This is a genomic window from Klebsiella quasivariicola (genome assembly GCF_002269255.1).
Classification (GTDB): Bacteria; Pseudomonadota; Gammaproteobacteria; order Enterobacterales; family Enterobacteriaceae; genus Klebsiella; species Klebsiella quasivariicola.
Genome location: NZ_CP022823.1, coordinates 980,311 through 999,803 on the forward strand (window position 1 = coordinate 980,311; position 19,493 = coordinate 999,803).

Annotated in this window: 22 protein-coding genes and 1 riboswitch; of the genes, 4 read left to right on the forward strand and 18 right to left on the reverse strand. The window is 59.6% G+C overall.

The features are described 5' to 3' along the window. Nucleotides 1-4: 4 nt before the first annotated feature. Genes pduU through pduA form a run of 18 tightly spaced genes read right to left on the reverse strand, consistent with a single transcriptional unit; the run spans nt 5 to nt 14,155 of the window. Nucleotides 5-355: a propanediol utilization microcompartment protein PduU gene (pduU, locus tag B8P98_RS04955; RefSeq protein WP_002915850.1), complete on the reverse strand. Its 351-nt coding sequence runs from the start codon at nt 353-355 to the stop codon at nt 5-7. Further along, nucleotides 355-909: a propanediol utilization microcompartment protein PduT gene (gene pduT, locus B8P98_RS04960; RefSeq protein ID WP_025711318.1), complete on the reverse strand. Its 555-nt coding sequence runs from the start codon at nt 907-909 to the stop codon at nt 355-357. Before pduT ends, pduU begins: the two co-directional genes overlap by 1 nt. Nucleotides 910-911: 2 nt before the next feature. Continuing rightward, the gene (locus B8P98_RS04965) at nt 912-2,264 is read right to left on the reverse strand and encodes a 4Fe-4S dicluster domain-containing protein (RefSeq protein ID WP_025711319.1); all 1,353 of its coding nucleotides are present in this window, start codon (nt 2,262-2,264) and stop codon (nt 912-914) included. Next, nucleotides 2,261-3,373, reverse strand: coding sequence for a 1-propanol dehydrogenase PduQ (gene pduQ / locus B8P98_RS04970; protein ID WP_025711320.1), 1,113 nt, complete (start codon nt 3,371-3,373; stop codon nt 2,261-2,263). The genes B8P98_RS04965 and pduQ overlap by 4 nt, the downstream gene beginning before the upstream one ends. An 11-nt stretch (nt 3,374-3,384) precedes the next feature. After that, nucleotides 3,385-4,770, reverse strand: a complete 1,386-nt coding sequence (pduP, locus tag B8P98_RS04975) for a CoA-acylating propionaldehyde dehydrogenase PduP (RefSeq protein ID WP_025711321.1) — start codon at nt 4,768-4,770, stop codon at nt 3,385-3,387. Further along, nucleotides 4,767-5,783: a two-domain cob(I)yrinic acid a,c-diamide adenosyltransferase PduO gene (pduO, locus tag B8P98_RS04980; protein WP_025711322.1), complete on the reverse strand. Its 1,017-nt coding sequence runs from the start codon at nt 5,781-5,783 to the stop codon at nt 4,767-4,769. The genes pduP and pduO overlap by 4 nt, the downstream gene beginning before the upstream one ends. 10 nt (nt 5,784-5,793) lie before the next feature. Next, nucleotides 5,794-6,069, reverse strand: a complete 276-nt coding sequence (locus tag B8P98_RS04985; RefSeq protein WP_025711323.1) for a EutN/CcmL family microcompartment protein — start codon at nt 6,067-6,069, stop codon at nt 5,794-5,796. 3 nt (nt 6,070-6,072) lie between these two features. Then, the gene (gene pduM, locus B8P98_RS04990; RefSeq protein ID WP_025711324.1) at nt 6,073-6,564 is read right to left on the reverse strand and encodes a microcompartment protein PduM; all 492 of its coding nucleotides are present in this window, start codon (nt 6,562-6,564) and stop codon (nt 6,073-6,075) included. After that, the gene (locus B8P98_RS04995) at nt 6,561-7,193 is read right to left on the reverse strand and encodes a phosphate propanoyltransferase (protein WP_025711325.1); all 633 of its coding nucleotides are present in this window, start codon (nt 7,191-7,193) and stop codon (nt 6,561-6,563) included. The genes pduM and B8P98_RS04995 overlap by 4 nt, the downstream gene beginning before the upstream one ends. Next, complete coding sequence (locus B8P98_RS05000) at nt 7,193-7,639, reverse strand: BMC domain-containing protein (RefSeq protein WP_025711326.1); 447 nt, start codon at nt 7,637-7,639, stop codon at nt 7,193-7,195. Before B8P98_RS05000 ends, B8P98_RS04995 begins: the two co-directional genes overlap by 1 nt. A gap of 21 nt (nt 7,640-7,660) precedes the next feature. After that, on the reverse strand, nt 7,661-7,936 hold the full coding sequence (gene pduJ / locus B8P98_RS05005; RefSeq protein ID WP_002915806.1) for a propanediol utilization microcompartment protein PduJ: 276 nt from the start codon (nt 7,934-7,936) through the stop codon (nt 7,661-7,663). Nucleotides 7,937-7,954: 18 nt separating this feature from the next. Beyond that, entirely contained in the window at nt 7,955-8,305 is a 351-nt protein-coding gene (locus B8P98_RS05010) for a glycerol dehydratase reactivase beta/small subunit family protein (protein WP_025711327.1), read from the reverse strand. Further along, a complete protein-coding gene (locus B8P98_RS05015; protein ID WP_025711328.1) occupies nt 8,295-10,127 on the reverse strand; it encodes a diol dehydratase reactivase subunit alpha in 1,833 nt (610 codons plus the stop codon). The genes B8P98_RS05010 and B8P98_RS05015 overlap by 11 nt, the downstream gene beginning before the upstream one ends. 12 nt (nt 10,128-10,139) lie before the next feature. Beyond that, the gene (gene pduE, locus B8P98_RS05020) at nt 10,140-10,664 is read right to left on the reverse strand and encodes a propanediol dehydratase small subunit PduE (RefSeq protein ID WP_025711330.1); all 525 of its coding nucleotides are present in this window, start codon (nt 10,662-10,664) and stop codon (nt 10,140-10,142) included. Nucleotides 10,665-10,678: 14 nt separating this feature from the next. Continuing rightward, nucleotides 10,679-11,368 (reverse strand): propanediol dehydratase medium subunit PduD, encoded by a 690-nt coding sequence (pduD, locus tag B8P98_RS05025; protein WP_025711331.1) that lies wholly within the window; start codon nt 11,366-11,368, stop codon nt 10,679-10,681. Between the two features lie 10 nt (nt 11,369-11,378). Beyond that, nucleotides 11,379-13,043 carry a propanediol dehydratase large subunit PduC gene (gene pduC / locus B8P98_RS05030; protein WP_025711332.1) on the reverse strand — a complete coding sequence of 555 codons (1,665 nt, stop codon included), beginning with the start codon at nt 13,041-13,043 and terminating at the stop codon, nt 11,379-11,381. A gap of 18 nt (nt 13,044-13,061) precedes the next feature. After that, a complete protein-coding gene (gene pduB, locus B8P98_RS05035) occupies nt 13,062-13,874 on the reverse strand; it encodes a propanediol utilization microcompartment protein PduB (protein ID WP_002915739.1) in 813 nt (270 codons plus the stop codon). Next, nucleotides 13,871-14,155: a propanediol utilization microcompartment protein PduA gene (gene pduA, locus B8P98_RS05040; protein ID WP_025711334.1), complete on the reverse strand. Its 285-nt coding sequence runs from the start codon at nt 14,153-14,155 to the stop codon at nt 13,871-13,873. Before pduA ends, pduB begins: the two co-directional genes overlap by 4 nt. A 524-nt stretch (nt 14,156-14,679) precedes the next feature. On the opposite strand from pduA, the gene pduF reads away from it, so the two are divergent. The 4 genes from pduF (at nt 14,680) to cbiB (ending at nt 19,488) form a co-directional block, all read left to right on the forward strand. Continuing rightward, nucleotides 14,680-15,489 carry a propanediol diffusion facilitator PduF gene (pduF, locus tag B8P98_RS05045; RefSeq protein ID WP_025711335.1) on the forward strand — a complete coding sequence of 270 codons (810 nt, stop codon included), beginning with the start codon at nt 14,680-14,682 and terminating at the stop codon, nt 15,487-15,489. 203 nt (nt 15,490-15,692) lie between these two features. Next, nucleotides 15,693-16,604 (forward strand): transcriptional regulator PocR, encoded by a 912-nt coding sequence (gene pocR, locus B8P98_RS05050; protein WP_080897069.1) that lies wholly within the window; start codon nt 15,693-15,695, stop codon nt 16,602-16,604. Between the two features lie 280 nt (nt 16,605-16,884). Beyond that, a riboswitch (cobalamin riboswitch) is annotated at nt 16,885-17,062 on the forward strand. A gap of 93 nt (nt 17,063-17,155) precedes the next feature. Further along, nucleotides 17,156-18,532: a cobyrinate a,c-diamide synthase gene (locus tag B8P98_RS05055; protein ID WP_025713325.1), complete on the forward strand. Its 1,377-nt coding sequence runs from the start codon at nt 17,156-17,158 to the stop codon at nt 18,530-18,532. Next, nucleotides 18,529-19,488 (forward strand): adenosylcobinamide-phosphate synthase CbiB, encoded by a 960-nt coding sequence (gene cbiB / locus B8P98_RS05060; protein WP_025713324.1) that lies wholly within the window; start codon nt 18,529-18,531, stop codon nt 19,486-19,488. The genes B8P98_RS05055 and cbiB overlap by 4 nt, the downstream gene beginning before the upstream one ends. Nucleotides 19,489-19,493: the final 5 nt, after the last annotated feature.

The following is a 19,493-nucleotide window of genomic DNA, read 5'->3' on the forward strand; positions in this document are numbered from 1 at the left end:
GGGCTCAGGTCCGGGTAATTGGGCAGGCGGTGAAGCGCATCAGCTCACCAAGGGTGCGTGTGACCTGCCTGAGCGCGTACTCCACCGCGGAGACATCGCCGGTCAACACCACCGCGCCGGTGAAGCGATCGAGAAAGCCGATCTCCACCGCGCCGGATTTGGTGGCGATGTCGCAGGCGATAATTGATGCCTCACTGGGGGTAATAGTAAGGATGCCGATAGCGGAGACCGCGTCCGGCAGGCCCAGTTTTTTGAACAGATCTTTGCCCGGATTGGCGATGAGATGCGCCAGAGTGACCTGTTTACCCGGGACATACTCCTGGATCATGCGTTCGGTAGGGGTTTGCGGTTCCATTATCCCTCCATCAGCTGTTGCCACAGCGCGTCGTGTGGTCGCGGGATCACTGCCCGGTAAACCAGTAATCCTTTCTCGCCTGCGCTGTCGCTGGCCACCGTGACGGCGTTGTCGACATCAGCGATATCGCCAGCTACCACCATGTAACACTTGCCGCCGATACCGAACGCCATATGGACGCGCACCAGGGTGACGTTGGCCGCTTTCACCGCGCGGTCGGCGGCGCTGATGCACGCCGCCACGCTCCAGGTTTCGACGATCCCCGCCGCCTGACGCTGCTCGACCACGTTGAGGCCACTGATCGCCGGCAGTACGCTGGGGTGAATGTTGGCCAGCACCAGGCTGTCCACCAGCATTTCCCCGGCGCGCGCGGTACCGGCGGCGATTGCCTGCTGCACGGCGCCGACGTCGCCGCCGAGCATCAGCAGGTATTTTCCGGGACAAAGGGTTCTGCAGAGCAGGAGCTGTACGTTCGCACTTTTCAGCATGACGTCGCCTAACTCTATGCCCCTGGCGATGCTGGTCAGTTCTAAAATTCCGATAGCCTGGGTCATGATTAACCTCTTACAAGCGTAATGGCCTGCTCCGTGATGGCGGAGACCAGGCCGTCAATACTGGCGTGTACCGGCGCGCCGAGGGCGTCGGCAGGGATATCTGCCAGCAGCTGGCCACGCGTCACCTGTTCTCCCGGCGCGACGCAGGGCACGGCGCTGATGCCGATATGCTGGCGCAGGGGCAGGGTGACGCAGGTCACCCCCGGTTCGACCGCCGTTAGCGGCGCCTCCTGATACCAGGGATCAAGCCCCAGCTTGCTAATGAGCCGTTTGACCGGCACCAGGCGATGCTTCGCCATCTCGTCCGCCGGACGCAACGGTCCTTCGTAGCGCAGATTTTTCGCCCTCAGTTCACGTTTCAACAGACGGTTGATGCGCATGGGTGAAATACCCACCGGGCAGGCGACGCTCTCGCAAACGTTGCACTCCGAACAGGTCAGGGCGCTGAGCAGCAGCGACGGGGTGGCCGCCTGGCGATAGTTCACCGCCCGCACCAGCAGATGAGGGGAAAGCTCATGACCGATCAGGTGCCGGGGGCATAAATCTGTGCATAAACGGCACTGTTCACAGACGGTGCGGGCGATGGCGAGCAGCGTTCGCTCATCCTGCCGCCGTCGCTGGATCAGTGGATGATTGCCCGGGAGTACCAGCAGCCCACCGGTGGTTTTGGTGACCGGTGTCTCCAGGGAGGTAATAAGCGAGCCCATCATCGGTCCGCCGTTGATAAACCCTGGATCGTCAACCGTCGCGCCGCCGGCCAGATCCAGCACCTCGCGCAGCGACATGCCCAGCGGTACGGTCAGCGTCAGCGGACGGGCGACGGCGCCATTGACGGTCAACGTCCGGCGAGTCACCGGATAGCCCTGCTCCACGGCTCTGGCGATATTGAGTACCGTCTGCACGTTATTGACCACCACGCCGACGCTGACCGGCAGCGCGGCAGGCGGCACGCGGCGCCCCGTTGCCAGCCAGATAGTGAGCACCTCATCCCCGGCCGGATAGACGTCAGGCAGAATATGCAGCCGGGCCCATTCCGGGAGCCGCGGGGTTAAGGCCGCAATCGCCGCAGCATATTTCGCCTTCAGGGCAATGATCCCTTCCCGGGCACCGGTGGCGGTCATCGCGTAACCCAGGCCGCGAATCAGTCGGTCAGCCTGTTGCGCCATCAGCTGTTGATCAACCTTCAGCATCGGTTCGCATTCGGCGGCGTTCACCAGCACGGTGTCCACCTGGGCCTGCAGTTTGATGTGGGTCGGAAAGCCTGCGCCACCGGCTCCCACGACGCCGGCAGCCCGGACGCGCTCGCGGATCTCCGCCGCGTCCATGTCTGGTAGTGGCACTATCGCTTCACTCATTGCAGGCTCTCCAGCAGTTGCGCAATGGCCGCGCCATCGGCCGGGCGCGGGTTGGTGCGCAGGGTGGCGTCGGCCAGCGCGGCCGGCACCATGGCGGGAATTCGCGATAAGAACAGGGGATATTTTTCCTGCAAGGCGCCCTTGAGGGTGGGAATGGCACACTGTTGTTTCAGCATTTCCACCGCGGCGATCAGCGCCTGGAAAGCCTCCTGCTCGCCAGCTTCGGGCGGGCAGAACCGGCAGGCCCTGGCCAGGCGCGCATAGCGCTTCGCCGCTCGCGGCTCGCCGGCGTTGAAGCGGATCACTGCGGTCAGCAGCAGCGCGTTGGCCAGGCCATGGGGGAGGTGAAACTGGCCGCCAAGCTGATGGGCGATAGCATGATTGAGCCCAAGGCCAGCCTGGCTAAAGGCCATGCCGGCAAGGGTTGAGGCATTGTGCATTTTACTGCGGGTCGCGACGCAGTCGCCCTGGCGAACCGCAACGGGCAGGGCGCGAAACACCAGCCTGGCGGCTTTTTCCGCCAGCGCATCGGTAAAGTCGGTGGCCTGCGGCGATACCCATGCCTCAAGCGCGTGGGTTAGCACGTCCAGCCCGGTATGGGCTGTGATCGTGGGCGGTACGCTGACCACCAGCGTCGGGTCGAGGATCGCCATGTCGGGACAGAGTGCCTCATGGAACAGCGGGTACTTGATCCCTTTTTCCGGGTCGCTGATGACGCAGGCGCTGGTTACTTCCGAACCGGTACCGCTGGTGGTGGGGATCGCCACGCAGGTGTCGACAGGCAGCCCGCCCTGCTGACTGAACCAGACGATAGCCTTGGCGGCGTCCATTGCTGAGCCGCCGCCGAAGCCGATCACCACCTGTGGACGCAGGGAATGCATCTGCGCTATCCCTTTCGCTACGGTGTGAATGGTCGGATCCGGCGTAATATCGCTGAACACGCTGACGCGGTTGCTGGCGGGCAGCGCGGCGCGCAGCCGGTCAAGCAGCGGTGAGCGAGCCAGGAAGCCGTCGCAGACGATCCAGATGTGCTGATGGCTAAAGCGCTGCAGCGCGGCCAGGCTGCCCGGGCCGCTGTAGAGGCGCGTTTGCAGAGAAAAGGTGTGCATGGCGCCCCCGGTTAGCGAATGGAAAAACCGTTAGTTAACACGCAGCGCCGCAGGCGGGCGAACGTCCGTGCGGAGGTGGTGCCTTCTCCGGTTGGTGTGGCGATGGTGAAGGTGGTAAACCCTTCGCCCCCGACGCCGATTCCTGCGTAAGACGGGCCATTTTTGACAAAGATGGAGGTCTGTAGCGTGCGTGCCGCCAGATTGAGCCGCGAGACATTCTGCGAATGCATGGTGGCGGTGTGGTGCAGACCCTCCTCGACGTGCAGGGCCAGCGCCAGGGCGCTGTCAAAGTCAGCGACCCGAACGATCGGCAGCACCGGCATCAGCTGCTCGCAGGTCACCCAGGAGTCGTTCGCCTCCACCTCGGCTATCAGCAGGCGAGGGGCGCGCGACGGAACGGCGAGACCGGCCGCCGCCAGCAGCGCAGCCGGGCTTTTACCGACCAGTTTTTTATTCGCCGCGCCGTCGGGCAGGCAGACGGCGCGCAGGGTATCGGTCTCCTGTCGGCTCAGCAGCAGCGCGTCAAAATCCTGCATTTGCTGGATCAGGCGGTCAGCGACCGCGGCGACGACGATCAGGCTTTTTTCGGCGATACAGGGCAGGTTGTAATCGAAGGAGGCGCCGCTGATGATATCTTCCGCGGCTTTGACGAGATCGGCGGTTTCATCAACAATGCACGGCGGATTGCCAGCGCCAGCGCCGATCACTTTTTTACCGCTTTTCATACCCATCGCCACAATCCCAGGACCGCCGGTGATAGCCAGAACGGCAATCCGCGGGTGGGACATCATCTGCTGGGTGGCTTCAAAGGTCGGTTCGGCAACGGTTACCACCAGGTTACGGATGCCGCTGCAGCGGTAGGCGATCTCTTCGATCCTGGCGATAAGCTTTAACGAGACCTTTTTCGCGCCGGGATGAGGGCTGAAATAGACGCTATTACCCGCCGCCAGCATGCTGATACTGTTATTGATAATGGTTTCTGTTGGGTTGGTGCTGGGCGCCACGGCGCCAATGACGCCAAACGGTGAGTACTCAAACAGCACCATCCCGCCATCGCCGGTTAGGGCGTTGGTAGTGAGATCTTCAATGCCCGGTGTGTTCTCAAGGGCAGCTTTATTTTTCAGATACTTATCTTCTTTGTTGCCCATGCCCGTCTCTGTGGCGCTCTCTTCCGCCAGTATCGCCAGCTCAGGAGCCAGCGTCTCCCGCAGGGCGCTGATAATGGCGCTACGGGTTTTTAGCGGACACTGCTGATAGCGGACAAAAGCCTGATGAGCGGCGTCGATGGCGCTGCCGACGTCACGGAAAATGCCCTGCTGATCCTGAGAGGCGATTGCAGGAGCGAGCTTTTCGCTGAGGATGGTGCGGATAAGGGTTTCCAGTTCTGCTGTATTCATTGATGTGTTCTCACGTTAATGGCCGCCATGGCAGCCTGTGCAATAGCCATATCCTGCTCGACGCTGCCGCCGCTAATACCGAGGCCGGCTATCAGCTGGCCATCGCGCCACAGCGGATAACCGCCGCCAAAGGTGACGACTTTTCCCTGCAGATGGCTCTCCAGACCGTACAGCGCAGCGCCTGGCTGTACGGTCGCCGCGAGTTCGTGGGTCGCGGTTTTCATGGCGACGGCGGTCCAGGCTTTCTTCGGCGCCAGCTCGCTACTGACCAGCAGCGCATCGGGCATTCGCCAGGTCACGGTTTCGGTGCCGTGTGCGTCAACGATGCTCACCACCACCGGCACCTGTAGCTGGCGGGCGTGTTCGATGGCCTGCCGTATAAGCTGATGCAGCTCGTGGAAGGAGAGCGAGCCGGGTTGTGCTTCGGGCGCGTCGGGCGAAAGCGACCCGCTGGCGGTCAGATAGCGGGCCGCAATCTCCGCGACGAGCCGACGCTGGTGATCGGCATGATCCTCGCCGCGCGCCAGCGCATACAGACAGTCAGATAAGCGATTCAGATAACGAAGCAGAATCTGACGGATGGTGACCTCTGCCGCCAGCTCTACCAGCCGGCGTTCCGCCCGACGGGCAACGGTGCGGGCCAGGTGCAGGCGACTGGCGGCTTCGCAGCGTCCGGGCAACACAAACTGGTGCAGCGCCGGCACGCAGGCCATCTCGCGATCGATCGTCTGCTCCAGCAGGGCAATCTCTTCGCTGCTGATATAGCGCTGGTCGGGTGATGGCTGTTCGCTGTCGCTGGCAAGTTCTGCGCTGAACCAGAAAATGTGCTGCTGCAGGGCTTCGAGCAGGGTGCGATGTTTCTCTTCAGCGACGGCGCAGACGCACAGGCTCAGTATGGCGTTCAGTTCATCCAGCGTGCCGTAAGCTTCGACGCGCGGATGCGTCTTGCTAACCCGCTGGCCGGTAAAGAGTGATGTACTGCCGGCATCGCCGGTTCGGGTATAGATAGCCACAGGCGCCCCCTTAGCGTGAAAGTGAGTCAACAATGCCCACGACGGCAAGATCGATGGCTTCATTCGGGCCACTGAAGACGTGGCGTGCGCTCGAGCCGCTGCAGAGCAGCACCAGCTCGCCGACGCCAGCGCCAACCGAATCTACCGCCACTTCATCACCGCTTGTGGCTAGAATCGGATGGTCGTCGTCCGCGCTTACCCGGCGAACCAGCAGCAGTTTTTTGCCGTTCAGTGAGGGGGACTTTTGCGTCGAGACGACGGCGCCGGTCACGCGTGCCAGATGCATAGTTCACTCCTGCTTAATTAATTGAACATGCCGCGCGACGGCCGCTTCGCGGGCGAGGGCGGTAATAATGGGGTGGCGGCGCAGTACCAGATAACCTCCGTGGAGGCGGGCTACATCGGCGTAGGTGACCACCGATGCGGCGTGAAGCCTGACGGGCTGGCCAAGCGGGTCGCTGAGCGTCAGCGGCAAGCGGGCGAGTTTTTTCACCGCCAGCGCGGGGAGCAGTGCGGGAAGCAGCGTTAGCTGTACCCGAACGCCCCAGGCCATGGCCTCATGCAACGCGCAACCGGCTGCCGTCAGCGCACGCTGGCCGGCAAGCTGCTCCAGCAGCGGTAAATCCACCTGCACGATGCGCAGCGAAGCGTGCTGGCACAGCAGGCTGTGGATATCCGCTTCGCCGAGCTGGGCCACGCTGAGCGTGGCCGTACTGAGGGCGCGACGGCGCAGGCGGGCGGCGACCTCCTCGACGATACGCTGCAGCATCTCGTGGTTCATGGCTTCGTCACCAGCCTGGCCCATGCCTGCGCAGCGTCAGCGCCTGCCGCATTAGCTTCGTCAGTATCAATATGCATCTCAAGGCGCATATCCGGGGCTACGCGGACCGCCACGTTGTCGAAGATAAGCCGCCTGTCGCTGCCTTCGATCGCCACCGCGACGCTATCGCCATGGGCGACGCGCAGGATCAACGCATCAAGCGGCGACATATGAATATGTCGCTGGGCGACGATCGTCCCGCTACGCAATTCCAGTTCGGCAAACGGGCTAATCAGGCGGATCCCCGGCGTGTCCTGCAGATTGCCGGACATGCGTAGCGGCGCGGCGATACCGAGGGTCCGGGCGTCGGTGCGTGAGATTTCCACCTGGCTGGTCTGGCGCAAAGGGCCGAGCAGGCGCACGTTATTTAATCGCCCTTTGGGGCCAACCAAAGTCACCGTCTGCTCTGCAGCATATTGTCCTGGCTGCAGCAGCGCTTTTTTCGGCTGGATGGGCTGCGCGGGAAAAAGCCTGGCGTAGTCCGCCGCCGATAAATGGATATGGCGACTGGAGATACCAATGGGGATGGGACGCTGGCGCATCTCATCCAGAACTTTGTTGACTGTCGAAGCCAGCTGTTGTTTATCCATTACGCGTCACCTCGTTTACCGGCGTGCAGGCACTGCGAGCGGGGATCGCCTTTTTGTCGCGGGCAGTGCGGGTCCAGGCACAGGTTGCAGGTCACCAGCTCCGTAGAGTGGGAGGGGGTATCTGTGGGGGCCGTGTTCTCCTCCGTCACGGCGATGTCAGGCGCGGGTGAAGGCGCCTGGACGCGGGCTGGCAGCAGGCCTTCACCAGGCCTGGCAATAACCTTCTGTGCCACCAGCCCCTGCTGCCGTTCGGCGAGTTCGGCCCCGGTCATCACCGCCGCCTGGACAGAGGCCACATCACCGGCGATCTTCACCACCATCCAGCCGGAACCGTTGGTCTTTTCCAGGGCGAGCAGCGTGATGGCGGCCGCTTTCGCCATGGCGTCGGCGCAGGTGATGGCCAGAGCCAGGCCGCTGACCTCAAGTAATCCCAGTGATTGCTTCACGCGGTGCTCCTTTTTTCAGGGTCAGACAGATTTCGGCAGAATGGCCTCAACATCGCTATGCGGGCGCGGGATCACATGGCTGGACTTGACCTCGCCGACCACGCTGGCCGCCGCGCTCCCGGCGTCAACGGCGGCTTTGACCGCGCCGACGTCTCCGCGAACCATTACGGTAATCAGACCGGAGCCAATTTTTTCGTAACCAATCAACTGCACGTTGGCGGATTTCACCATTGCATCAGCGGCTTCAATGGCGCCAACCAGGCCTTTCGTTTCAACCAGTCCTAGTGCGTTATTCATACTGCGTTCTCCTGTGGATTAAGCATTGCGATCCCGAAATGGGATCCCTTTGACGAGACGAGCCGCATTGTTGCCAGTGTTTCGCCGGTCCAGCCTGTCCTGGTGATACATCAGCGAAAACAGCGGAGTTGATGCGGGTAAATTTTTGTAGTGCACGATGAGCCGCTCCCGGTCGCAGGCGATCCCCACCTGCAGCGGCGAACGCTGCGCCGCCTGCCAGGCGTGATGGACAAGATCGCCGTCGGTCTGTGGCTGCAGAACAAAAGGAATGCCTTCCTCTTCAATGCCCAGCAGGGCATCTCGCCACTGTTCGCTGCATTCGCCAGTGACGGCAATGACGATGGCGGGGGCGAGTACGCTACTCTCCATGCATGCCTCCGTTTTGCCAGGAAAGGAGCAATCCGCTGGCGACCGCATTGCGCGGCCCTTCACAGCCGCGGATGTTGCCGCGCCCGGCAACCAGCCGGTAGTGCGCCAGCGCATCGGTGACCAGCTGGGGGATTTCAAAATCGAGGGACGAGCCGCCCACCAGCACCACGAACGGGATGTCGCGAATATTGCCGGTAGGGCTCACCTGGCGTAACGCCCGCAGGGCGTTGGTGACAAAGACGCGTGATTTGGCGCTACGACGAATGGCGCGCACTTTCTCCAGCGGCAGATCGCCAGGCAGGGGAACCAGTTCATCCGGTTTCACCACGCAGACGCGGGCAAATACAGCCGGCGGTAAGGCCGACGGAAAAAACTGTACGCTGCCGTCTTCATGACGCAGATGAAACAGACTTTCGACTTTTGCCAACGGGTATTTTTTGATCTCTTCCGCCAGATAGCGGTCCTCAAGCCCCAGCTCGCGGGCAATGATCATCGTGACCATATCGCCGGCGCCGGCCAGGTGAGTAGCGATGATCTCTCCCTGCGCATTGATAATTGAGGCGTCGGTCGACCCGGCGCCGAGATCGAGGATTGCCAGCGGGCGCGTAGTGCCGGGAGTGGTGAGCGCCCCAAGAATGGCCGCTTCTGCCTCGGCGCCGCCCACCTGAACCGTGATCTGCAGTTTGTGCTCAATTTCACGGGCGATCAGGGCCATCTGCAGGCGATCCGACTTAACCATGGAGGCGATACCCACCGCCTGCTCCAGCGAGAACTCACCTGCCAGGCCGCCGGTCACGCTGACCGGCACCGCCGTATCAACGGCCAGCAGATCCTGAATGCGGATCTCCTGAGCTGGCTTATTGGTGAGCTCCGCCATGGTCTGGCGCACGTGCTCAAGCATGCCGCCGATATTGGTGCCCGCTTCCCCCGCGACGTTGTCCAGTTTGCCGCAGCCGTCGATCGCCTTCATGATGGCTTCCGCACCGGCGGCAACATCAACCTGTACGCTGCGCCCCTGAGCCATAAGCAGCAAATTACCTGCCGGAATAGTCCGCGCCTTGACGTCGCCGGAGGGGGTTTTCACCACCACGGCCGAGCGATTGCCAATCAGCGCCCGCGCCATTGGCACGATATTTTTGGTCTCTTCGGCGTTGAGATCGAAAACGGTGGCAATACCGTAGGGGTTCGAGAGTGTTTCGATGATCTTACCGGGTAAAGCGACCTCGACGGCCGCCAGCATGCCAAGTGGAATGCGGTCGATATGCTGAACTTCGTCGATCACCGGCAGCGGTTGCTGTAGCCGGTTATTAACCAGCACGCCGTCATCCTGCTGCAAAATAATGCCGGTAATCTGATAGCCCGCTGCCGTCGCCGCATTGACCATCGCAGCGACATCGGCAAAGTCAAAGGCCGAGGAGACCACCAGAATATAGGGCGTGTCCGCGGAGCAGGACAGCAACGCCTCTGGCGTTATGGTGATACCGACCCCCAGTCCGACGCCGCCGGGTGTCTTCGGGTTGTGGCCGATCATGGTGGACTCGGTGATGATGGTTTCCGTAATGGTCTCCATCGCCACATCGCCAATGACCGGCGTGGCTTCGTTAATGCGAATAAGCGAGATATCGCTGACCTGAATGCCTGCCGCTTTTGCCGCCTGGGTTAGCGCCTCCTGAATACCGAACACATTACGTAATGTGCCTTTAATTCCGGTGGTTTCAGCCAGCGCGCTGTGGCGGATGTTCAGCACACCTGCGTCATCAACCGTCGCCAGGGCGACCTCTGTCGATGAGTTGCCAATATCAATGCCAGCGATATAGCGCATGCTTGCCCCCTGTTAATCGTCGCCTTTCAGTTTTTTACGCTCGACGTACAGCCCGGCCGCTTCCCTAACAAAGGCGGCACAGAGTCGAGCCTGGTAGCGCTGCTCGAGGTCATCAGCGATCGCCAGTAGCTCCGCCTGGGTGGAACGGTATGGGCGTAGGGCGTTGTAGATCTCAAGGATCCGGTCGTCAGGAACCGCGGTCAGCTCTGCGGCCCGCTCAAAGTTCATCGCCAGCCGATCGCGTCCGGCATCCTGAGCGATTGCCGCCTGCATGCGCAGCGTTTCCGGGGTAATGCGCATGTCCTGCGCCGTAACGCGATCGCTTAATACGTTCTCCAGCGTCAGGTCATCGAGCGTTTTGTTAGTGGCGGTTTTGACCCACTCCGGATGGCGGGTGGCTAACGGGTAGTCGCTGACTTTAGGCTGCCGAGCGGCGTCGTTTGTCGGCGCGGCTGGTGCGACCGTCGTCTCGTCCTGCAGACTGTTCATCCGGCTCAGCACGTCGCGTACCATGGATTCAATTGCGTCGGTATTCATCGGGTTTTCCTTTGTTAAAGCGCCACGCGCAGTTCCTGCGGGTTTTTGCCCGTCACCACGTATTTGGTCTCTTTAATGTGCAAAATGGCCGACTTCGCCTGGTATTTGGGACGAGCCATCTGATCGTTAAGCGTCGGCACCGGCTGCGGCGACTCGCGTTTGGCGTAGCGGGCGGCGTTTTTGCCAATCTGGCGGTAGGTTTCCAGCGTCAGCAGCGGTGCCTGCGGGAAGAGTTCCAGATTGGAGAGCGGCGGCAGGCCGCGCTGGTGGATGACGGTGGTGCCTTTCGACTGAATACCGATAGAGATGCCGGAACCGCTCAGGCGGTTGCCTTCCACCGCCACGAAGGCAACATCAGAAGACTTAAAGCAGCGGATCACCCGCGCTTTGATGCCTTCTTCCTCAATACCGGCGATCAGTTCGCGCAGGATATTTTTATGCGGAATGCCGACGATATTGGTGGTCTGCGCCAGACCAAACGCCGGCCCGACGGCAATAATGACTTCATCCTGCTGTGTGCCGGGTTTGGCTTCGCCGATTTCCGTCAGGAAGCTGTCGCCGGACACAGGCGCAACGGCGACCGACGCGGTAGAGGCGACAGAAGCCGCAGGCGCGTTAAAGGAGACCGGCTTATCAGCGCCTGTTTTCATCTCCACCAGCACCTCTTCGATAATCTGGCGCAGCAGCTTTTCGTTAATTTCCATTTTTCACCCCTTAGCCAAGTTCATTGGGATCGAGCGCGCCCGGGATATTTTTAATCTCTTCCCAGCGCTCGCCTTGCAGGCGGTAGCCTGTTGCCGGACCGGCATAATCGTTCACGTCATTCACGGCCGAGAGCACCTGGCCCTTGCCGACGATGATGGCGGAGGTGTGCAGGTAGTCGCCGGTGAGCTTGGCTTTCTGAATATTGAGCATGTCCTGGGCGACATCGGGGAAGCCGCCTTTCGCCAGGGCTTTCACCACTTCCAGGCCGTTGCGGTTCTTGTTGATGATCTCCTGGGCGAACTTGATGTCCTCGACGATATTGCGCTCAGGCATATCTTTTGAACCGTGGGCGTAAGTGGCGGCCTCCACTTCTTCATCCGTAATTGGTGGCAAACCCATGCCGGCAAATACCGCTTGCAGCGCACGGGCGGCTTTATTACGAATGACGATCACGTCCTCTTCACGCACCGGCCGCAGGCCGCCATCGACCTTCAGGTCGCGCTGGATCACGTTGTAGTCGTCGAAGTCTTCGGCATCTTCATTGGAACCGGCGAACATGTTGTCGTAGTTCGGCACCGCTGAGTAACCAGAGGAGATAAAGTCGGTACCAGGCAGGAACTGCATCAGCAGGCGCGCGGTACGTCGCATATCCGAGTGGGTAAAGGTTTGATCGTTGCTGGAGGCACACTCCAGATCCAGTGCCGAGCAAATCAGGTTTTCCGCCAGTACGGCGCGGATCCCCGACGGCACGGCGGACGGCACGCCGATGCAGCTGACGGAGCCATTCTGCAGGCCTTGTACCCCGGCGGCTTTGGTGATGTAGATGCAGCGCGCTTCGAGATAAAGCATGGACTTACCTTCGGCATAGCCCATCTGCACTTCAGAGCCGGAGCCGGAGGTAAAGCGCATTTTCAGGCCGCGTGAAGCGTAGGAGGAGGCGAGGAAGCCTTTTGACCACGGAGTGTCATCGCCATCGGTAAATACCGGCTCCGTGCCGTAGACCGAAATGGTTTCGGCATAGCAGGTGTGGCCCAGCATGCCCAGTTTCAGCTCGGTGGCTTCTTCCAGCGAACATTGGGTGAGCACGCCGGGGCGGCCTACCTGTGAACCGACCAGCAGGGCGATGGCGTTGAACGGCGCGTAGCGCGCCACGGCGACGGTGGTCTCCTGCTCGTCAAAGCCGCGCCATGCGCCTTCGGCGGCATCGGCAGCTATCTGTACCGGATTATCTTTGATATTGGTGACATGCGCCTGCTGGGATGGCGTGCGGCGGGCGCGCATTTTTTGCATCGCCATCATCATCTCTACCACGTTCATATGCGACACCACTTCGACGATTTTCGCCGGGGTCATCGCGGTGGTGAGCGGGACGATGTCGCTGCGTTTAACGTTCGGATCGCAGAGCATGTTGGCGAGCTTGACCGAATCCATCGCCATGACCTCTTCGGCCCGGGCGAGATTAATGCCGTAGCGTGCGATAAAGTGGTCAATCAGGTCGAACTGGGCAACCGGTTTGCCGTCGAGTTCGGTCACTGCGCCATTGACAATGCGAATAGAGGGTTTGGGATCGTTAGGGCTTTCCATCGCGATAAAACCCTCTTCGATCCACTCCTTAACGAAACCATCCTGATTCACAGGGCGTTTCGCCAGTGCTTCAAATCTTTTCGATCTCATGAATCAGCCTCGCGGGTATTAAATGTAGGAGGGGCGATCGTTTTTCGGTTCCGCGCCCAGCGTCGCTAGTACGGTTTTGCCGATCTCTCTGGCGGAGATCACCGCCTGGCGCACCGCGCCGGAGTCGCCGGAAATCACCAGGATGGCTTCGTTGCTGAAGCTGGTGCCGTGCGCCGGTGAGCTGTAAGCCACCACCTCGACGTTGGCTGATTTCAGCGCAGTATCAGCCATCAGCACGCCGACAGACGCCGGGGCGCCGACGATAATGCCGCAGGCGCGGCCCAGCGGAGCGCCGAAGGCTTTTTCAAGGGCATAACTGGCGCGCGCGGTATACTGCAGCTCGATATGACCCGCCTCGTTGCCGTAGACATCGCCGAAAGTACGGTCCAGCTCTTTCAGTGCGACCTCAATACCGCGTTTGACGTCGGAAACATCGTTCCCGCCCAACACAATCAGCGAGCCATGGCCGGCGCCGCCTTTGGTGTCGCGAGGAAGCTCAATGCTGACCACTTCGGTATTGGTAGCTTTTACCGCTTCATCAGCGGCCATAATGTGCGGGCCGGCGCCGGTGCGGGCGCCGAGGATGCCGATAGAGCGATAGCGTTTTTCAAGCTTCATCGCTTCCAGCAACGCGGCATCCACGTTGGCGATGACCAGTCCGAGGGTGTCGCCAATGGCGGTCCCGACAAATTCCGTTAAGCTGCAGCTTTTCTCTGCCATAGCCGTCTCTCCTGTGGGATGGGGGGTATCGGGAAGCGCCTGCTGCTCTGGCGTTGCCACACGGGCTATTACTTGCGCCATGATCTGTTCAACCAGCTCATTGCTGCTCATTGGCTATTCCCCTTCGGTAAGATTTTTTCAACATCGGTATGGGGGCGGGGAATAACGTGTACGGCTTTCACCTCGCCCACATGGCGGGCTGTGGCGGCACCGGCGTCGGTGGCGGCTTTTACGGCCCCCACGTCGCCACGAACGATGACGGTCACCAGGCCTGAACCGATCCTTTCATAGCCAACTAATAAGACGTTAGCCGACTTAACCATTGCGTCAGCGGCCTCTATGGCTGCGGTTAAGCCTTTGGTTTCTACCATTCCTAATGCTTCTTGTTGCATAAAGACCTCGCAGGGTATGTTCCAGTGGGGAAACTATATGGCGCGGCGGCGAAAAAGAATGGCTGAGTTGATGGTGAAGAGTAAAAAAATAGTGGTTTTCTGATAGTATAAAATTAAAGTTATTTATTTTATGTATTTGTTTTTAAATGATTTTAACTTCATTATTAATATGATTATTTTGCACTGCTTACTCCGTATTTACATTTTTATGAATGCTTTTTTTAATTTTTTTTGTTATGCGAGTTTAGGCGTGATGTGATATTTGTTGGAAAATAAACATGTTGATTTCGCAATTTTTTATTATTGAAAAGGGCATTGAAATATCCCTTCATGGCTTGTCAATGCTGAAAAGAAAGATCAGTTAAGAGCAATAAATTATTCTTCTTCGGCGACTTTACGCCGCCTGTTTTTAGCAGGATGCCAACACTTTGCCGCCGCCGGTTTCTATAGTGGGCCTCGCCGTACCCAACGAGCCAGCGGATGGTTGGCTGGCCTGGACACGAACTTCGTCACGAGGTGTCACAATGAATGGTTCTTTACGCGCGCAATGCATTGCCGAGTTTTTAGGCACCGGGCTGTTTCTGTTTTTTGGTATCTGCTGCCTGAGCGCCCTGAAACTGACCGGCGCCAGCCTGGGGCTGTGGGAGATCTGTATTATCTGGGGACTGGGTATTTCTCTGGCGGTATATCTGACCGCCGGCATTTCGGGGGGGCACCTTAACCCCGCGGTCACCGTGGCGCTGTGGCTGTTTGCCTGCTTCCCGGGCAGAAAAGTGGTGCCTTATATCGTGGCTCAGGTCGCCGGCGCGTTTGGCGGCGCTGTACTGGCCTGGATACTTTACAGCACCCTGTTTACGCACTTTGAAACGGTGCATCATATGGTGCGCGGCAGCCTGGAAAGCCTGCAGCTGGCCAGCATTTTCAGTACTTATCCAGCGCCTGAGCTGAGCGTCTGGCATGCGGCGCTGGTGGAGGTGGTAATCACCTCGATGCTGATGGGAATGATCATGGCGCTCACCGATGATGGTAACGGCGTACCCAAGGGGCCACTGGCGCCGCTGTTGATTGGTATACTGGTGGCGGTGATCGGTGCCTCGACCGGGCCACTTACCGGCTTCGCGATGAATCCAGCGCGCGATTTTGGTCCGAAATTGTTCACCTGGCTTGCCGGGTGGGGCAATATCGCCATGACCGGGGGAAGAGATATTCCCTATTTTATCGTGCCTGTCATCGCGCCGTTGTTGGGGGCCTGCCTCGGCGCTGCAATTTATCGTTTTCTCATTGCCAATAATCTGCCCTGTCATACCTGTGTGGAGGAAGAAAATACGCGTTAACGTCATAGAAGGAATGTATCAGTGAAATAGCCAGGCTATTTTCATGAACCGATATCACGAACCGCTCAAAAAGTCTCCCCGGGTTGGGAGACTTTTGTTATTGTCAATGCACTTTTTTATCGTCGACGGGATCTGATGCTAAAAAAGGTAAATATGAAAAATATGTTTTATTTATAACAAAAAATTAACTGAGGGGTTTTATCATGATTTCTGCGAGTACCCTGAACTCAGAACTCATCAATAAAATCGCACAGGATTTTGCGCAAGCCACCAGTCTGGCGGTTGTGGTCGTCAATATTCACGGTGATGAGATTTCTGAACTGTTTAATTTCACGCCGTTTTGCCAGCTGATGCGTCAGCACCCGGAGCACAGCGGACGCTGTCGCATGAGCGACCGCTGCGGCGGACTGGAAGCCTCGAAAAATGACCAACTGTGCATCTACCGCTGCCACGCGGGCTTAACCGATTTTTCCATACCGCTGGTGATCGCCGGCCACCTGGTCGGCTTCGTGCTCTGTGGTCAGGTTCGTCTGAGCAATGATGTTGAACTGGTTGATATCCTGAACGTTGATGACCGCTGGCAGAACGATCCGGCGCTGGTTCAGGCGTTCCGCAATGTGCCTGAGATGGACTATTCCCGGGTTATCGCCTCGGCGGATTTGCTAAAGTTGATTGTGGAAAATTGTCTGAAAAAACAGCTTAATTTCGTGGTCATCAAAGATAATCCGTCACAGAACGACCCGGCGCAAAGCAACCGGGCGCCCTCGCCGCACGACGGCAAAATGAAGAAGGCGCTGCGCTATATCGACGCGCATCTCTCCGATGAACTGCGTCTGGAGGATGTGGCGGCGCACGTCTATCTTAGCCCATACTATTTCAGTAAATTGTTTAAAAAATATCAGGGGATCGGCTTTAACGCCTGGATCAATCAGCAGCGAATGGCGAGCGCAAAAGAGCTGCTATGCCACAGCGACTGGAGCATTGCCAGCATCGCGCGGAATTTAGGTTTTTCGCAAACCAGCTATTTTTGCAAAGTGTTTCGCCAGACCTATCAGGTCACGCCGCAGGCATTTCGTCAGCAAATTAATGCCGGATCACAAACTGAGTCTTTTTAAATGACAATATTTTGCTATTGCCGATTTTTGATATCCCGGAGTATCTTCATCATTATAAAATGAAAAAAACGACAGTAGAGCAATAAATTGTCATAGCGCAACAAAATAGTGATATTCGAGGGATAAACTACACCAGTTTTTATTTTTGTGATGGGATAGAGTGTCCGTTAATACGAGACTACTGATTATTACAAACCGGTTTCCCTCACTGACGTCATTGTGACGAGTGATGAAACGGTAAAACAAAACATAAAGCATTAGCCGTCGATGCAGGGCGCATCGGCGAAAAAAACCGACAGGTTCGACACCAACCAGGTGTCAGGGAAGGGGGTGTAAATCCCCCGCAGCCCCCGCTGCTGTGATGCTGACGACCCCGCAAAAACCACTGATCGAAAGATTGGGAAGGGCGGGCGAGAACGAGGCTAAGCCAGAAGACCTGCCTGCCGGTAACTGACCAACAACTTCGGTGGGAAGTGGGTGGCTTAGCGGTGCGTGGTCGCAGGACCAGGCATGCGTGCAGCTATACCCTGACCACCTGGACAGGACAGGGTATGGTAACCAGGCGTGCGTTCATTCTTGCGGGTACCGGCAGCGGTTGTGGCAAAACCACCGTTACGCTCGGCCTGCTCAGCTTGCTCCAACAGCGCGGTATGCGGGTGCAACCCTGTAAAGTAGGGCCTGATTACCTGGACACCGCCTGGCACACCGCCATCAGCGGCGTCGCCTCCCGCAATCTCGACAGCTTTATGCTTCCCACCCCGATACTCAACGCGCTGTTTACCGAACAGTTGCAGCAGGCCGACATCGCGGTTATCGAGGGGGTGATGGGCCTGTATGACGGCTACGGCACCGACCCCAACTATTGCAGCAGCGCGGCGATGGCTAAGCAGCTTGGCTGCCCGGTGATTTTGCTGGTCGATGGCAAAGCGGTGTCGACCTCCATCGCCGCCACGGTGATGGGCTTTCAGCACTTTGATCCTGCCCTCAACATTGCCGGCGTTATCGTCAATCGCGTTAACAGCGACGCGCACTTCCAGCTATTGAAAAGCGCCATTGAGCGCTACTGTCAGGTGCCAGTGCTCGGCTATGTGCCGCGCGTGGAAGGCGTAGCGCTGCCCGAGCGGCATCTGGGGCTGGTCACCGCCCGCGAGTCGGTGGTCAATCAGCAGGCATGGCGGGATTTTGCCAGCCAGCTGGGGCGCACCCTCGACATAGACCGGCTGCTGGCCATCAGCGAACTAGCGACCTTGCCGGTGGGCGAGTGGGGGGAGACGCTTGCCGCCGATGCCGGCGAAGGACTGACGCTGGCCCTCGCCGACGATGAGGCCTTCAATTTTTATTACCCTGATAACCTGGCGCTGCTGGCGCGCTGCGGCGTGAAGATTGTGCGCTTTAGCCCACTGCGCGATCGCCAGCTTCCGGCCTGCCAGATGATCTGGCTCGGCGGCGGCTACCCGGAGCTGCACGCGGCCGGGCTGTCTGCCAACCACGAGATGCTGGCGCAGCTTCGCGCGGCGCACCGGCGCGGAGTGGCAATCTACGCCGAGTGCGGCGGCCTGATGTATCTGGGCACGACCCTGGAGGTCACCGGTGGCGAGCGCTACGCGATGGCGGATATTATTCCCGGACACAGCCGAATGGGGACGCGTCTGACCCGGTTCGGCTACTGCGAAGCGCAGGCACAGCAGCAGACGCTGCTGGCCGCGCCCGGCGAGTGGCTGCGTGGCCATGAATTTCATTACTCCGATTTTTCTCCCGCCACCGCTGCCGTACTGGCCTGCCGTAAACAGCGTGATGGTAAGACGCTCCAGCAGTGGCAGGGAGGATGGCAGTCCGGCAGCGCCTTTGCCAGCTATCTCCATGTCCACTTTGCCCAGCGTCCCACCATGCTCAACCACTGGCTGCGGGCAGCAAGGAGGGCGCAATGACCCTTCTCGCCTGGTGTGTGGCCTGGATACTTGATGTCGTCATTGGCGATCCGCCGCACTGGCCGCACCCGGTGCGCTGGATAGGCCGCCTGATTACCGTCAGCCAGCGCGTGGTGCGGCGTGTCTGCCATAGCGATCGGGCGCTGCGTATCGGCGGCGGGGTGATGTGGCTGGTGGTGACCGGGCTGACATGGGGTGTGGCCTGGGGCGCACTGGCGCTGGCGCGGGGGATCCATCCCTGGCTCGGATGGCTGGTGGAGGTGTGGATGATCTTCACTGCGCTGGCGGGGCGCTGCCTGGCGCAGTCGGCGATGGCGGTGGCCCGGCCGCTGCAGGCCGGGGATCTCGCCGAAAGCCGGCATAAGCTCTCCTGGATTGTCGGGCGCGACACCTCTCAGCTCCAGCCTGCGCAGATCAACCGTGCGGTGGTGGAGACCGTGGCGGAAAACACGGTGGATGGCATTATCGCGCCGTTCTTTTTTCTGCTCCTTGGCGGTGCGCCGCTGGCCATGGCCTATAAAGCGGTCAACACCCTCGATTCCATGGTCGGCTACAAACACGAAAAATACCGGGCGATCGGCATGGTCAGCGCCCGTCTTGATGATGTGGCCAACTTCCTTCCCGCCCGGCTGAGCTGGCTGCTGTTCAGCCTTGCCGCGGTGCTATGTCGGGAAGATGGCGCCCGGGCGCTGCGCACGGGCTGGCGCGATCGCTATCAGCACAGCAGTCCTAACTGTGCCTGGCCAGAAGCGACCGTCGCCGGCGCGCTGGGGATCCGCCTTGGCGGCCCGAACGATTACTTCGGCCAGCGCGTTGAAAAGCCCTGGATAGGCGACGCCGTCCGCGACATCGCGGTGGGCGATATTTCCCGAACCATTCGATTGATGTGGGTGGCGTCAACCCTGGCGCTGGCGCTGTTTATCGGCGTGCGCTACTGGCTGGTCGGCGCAGCCTGAGGAGA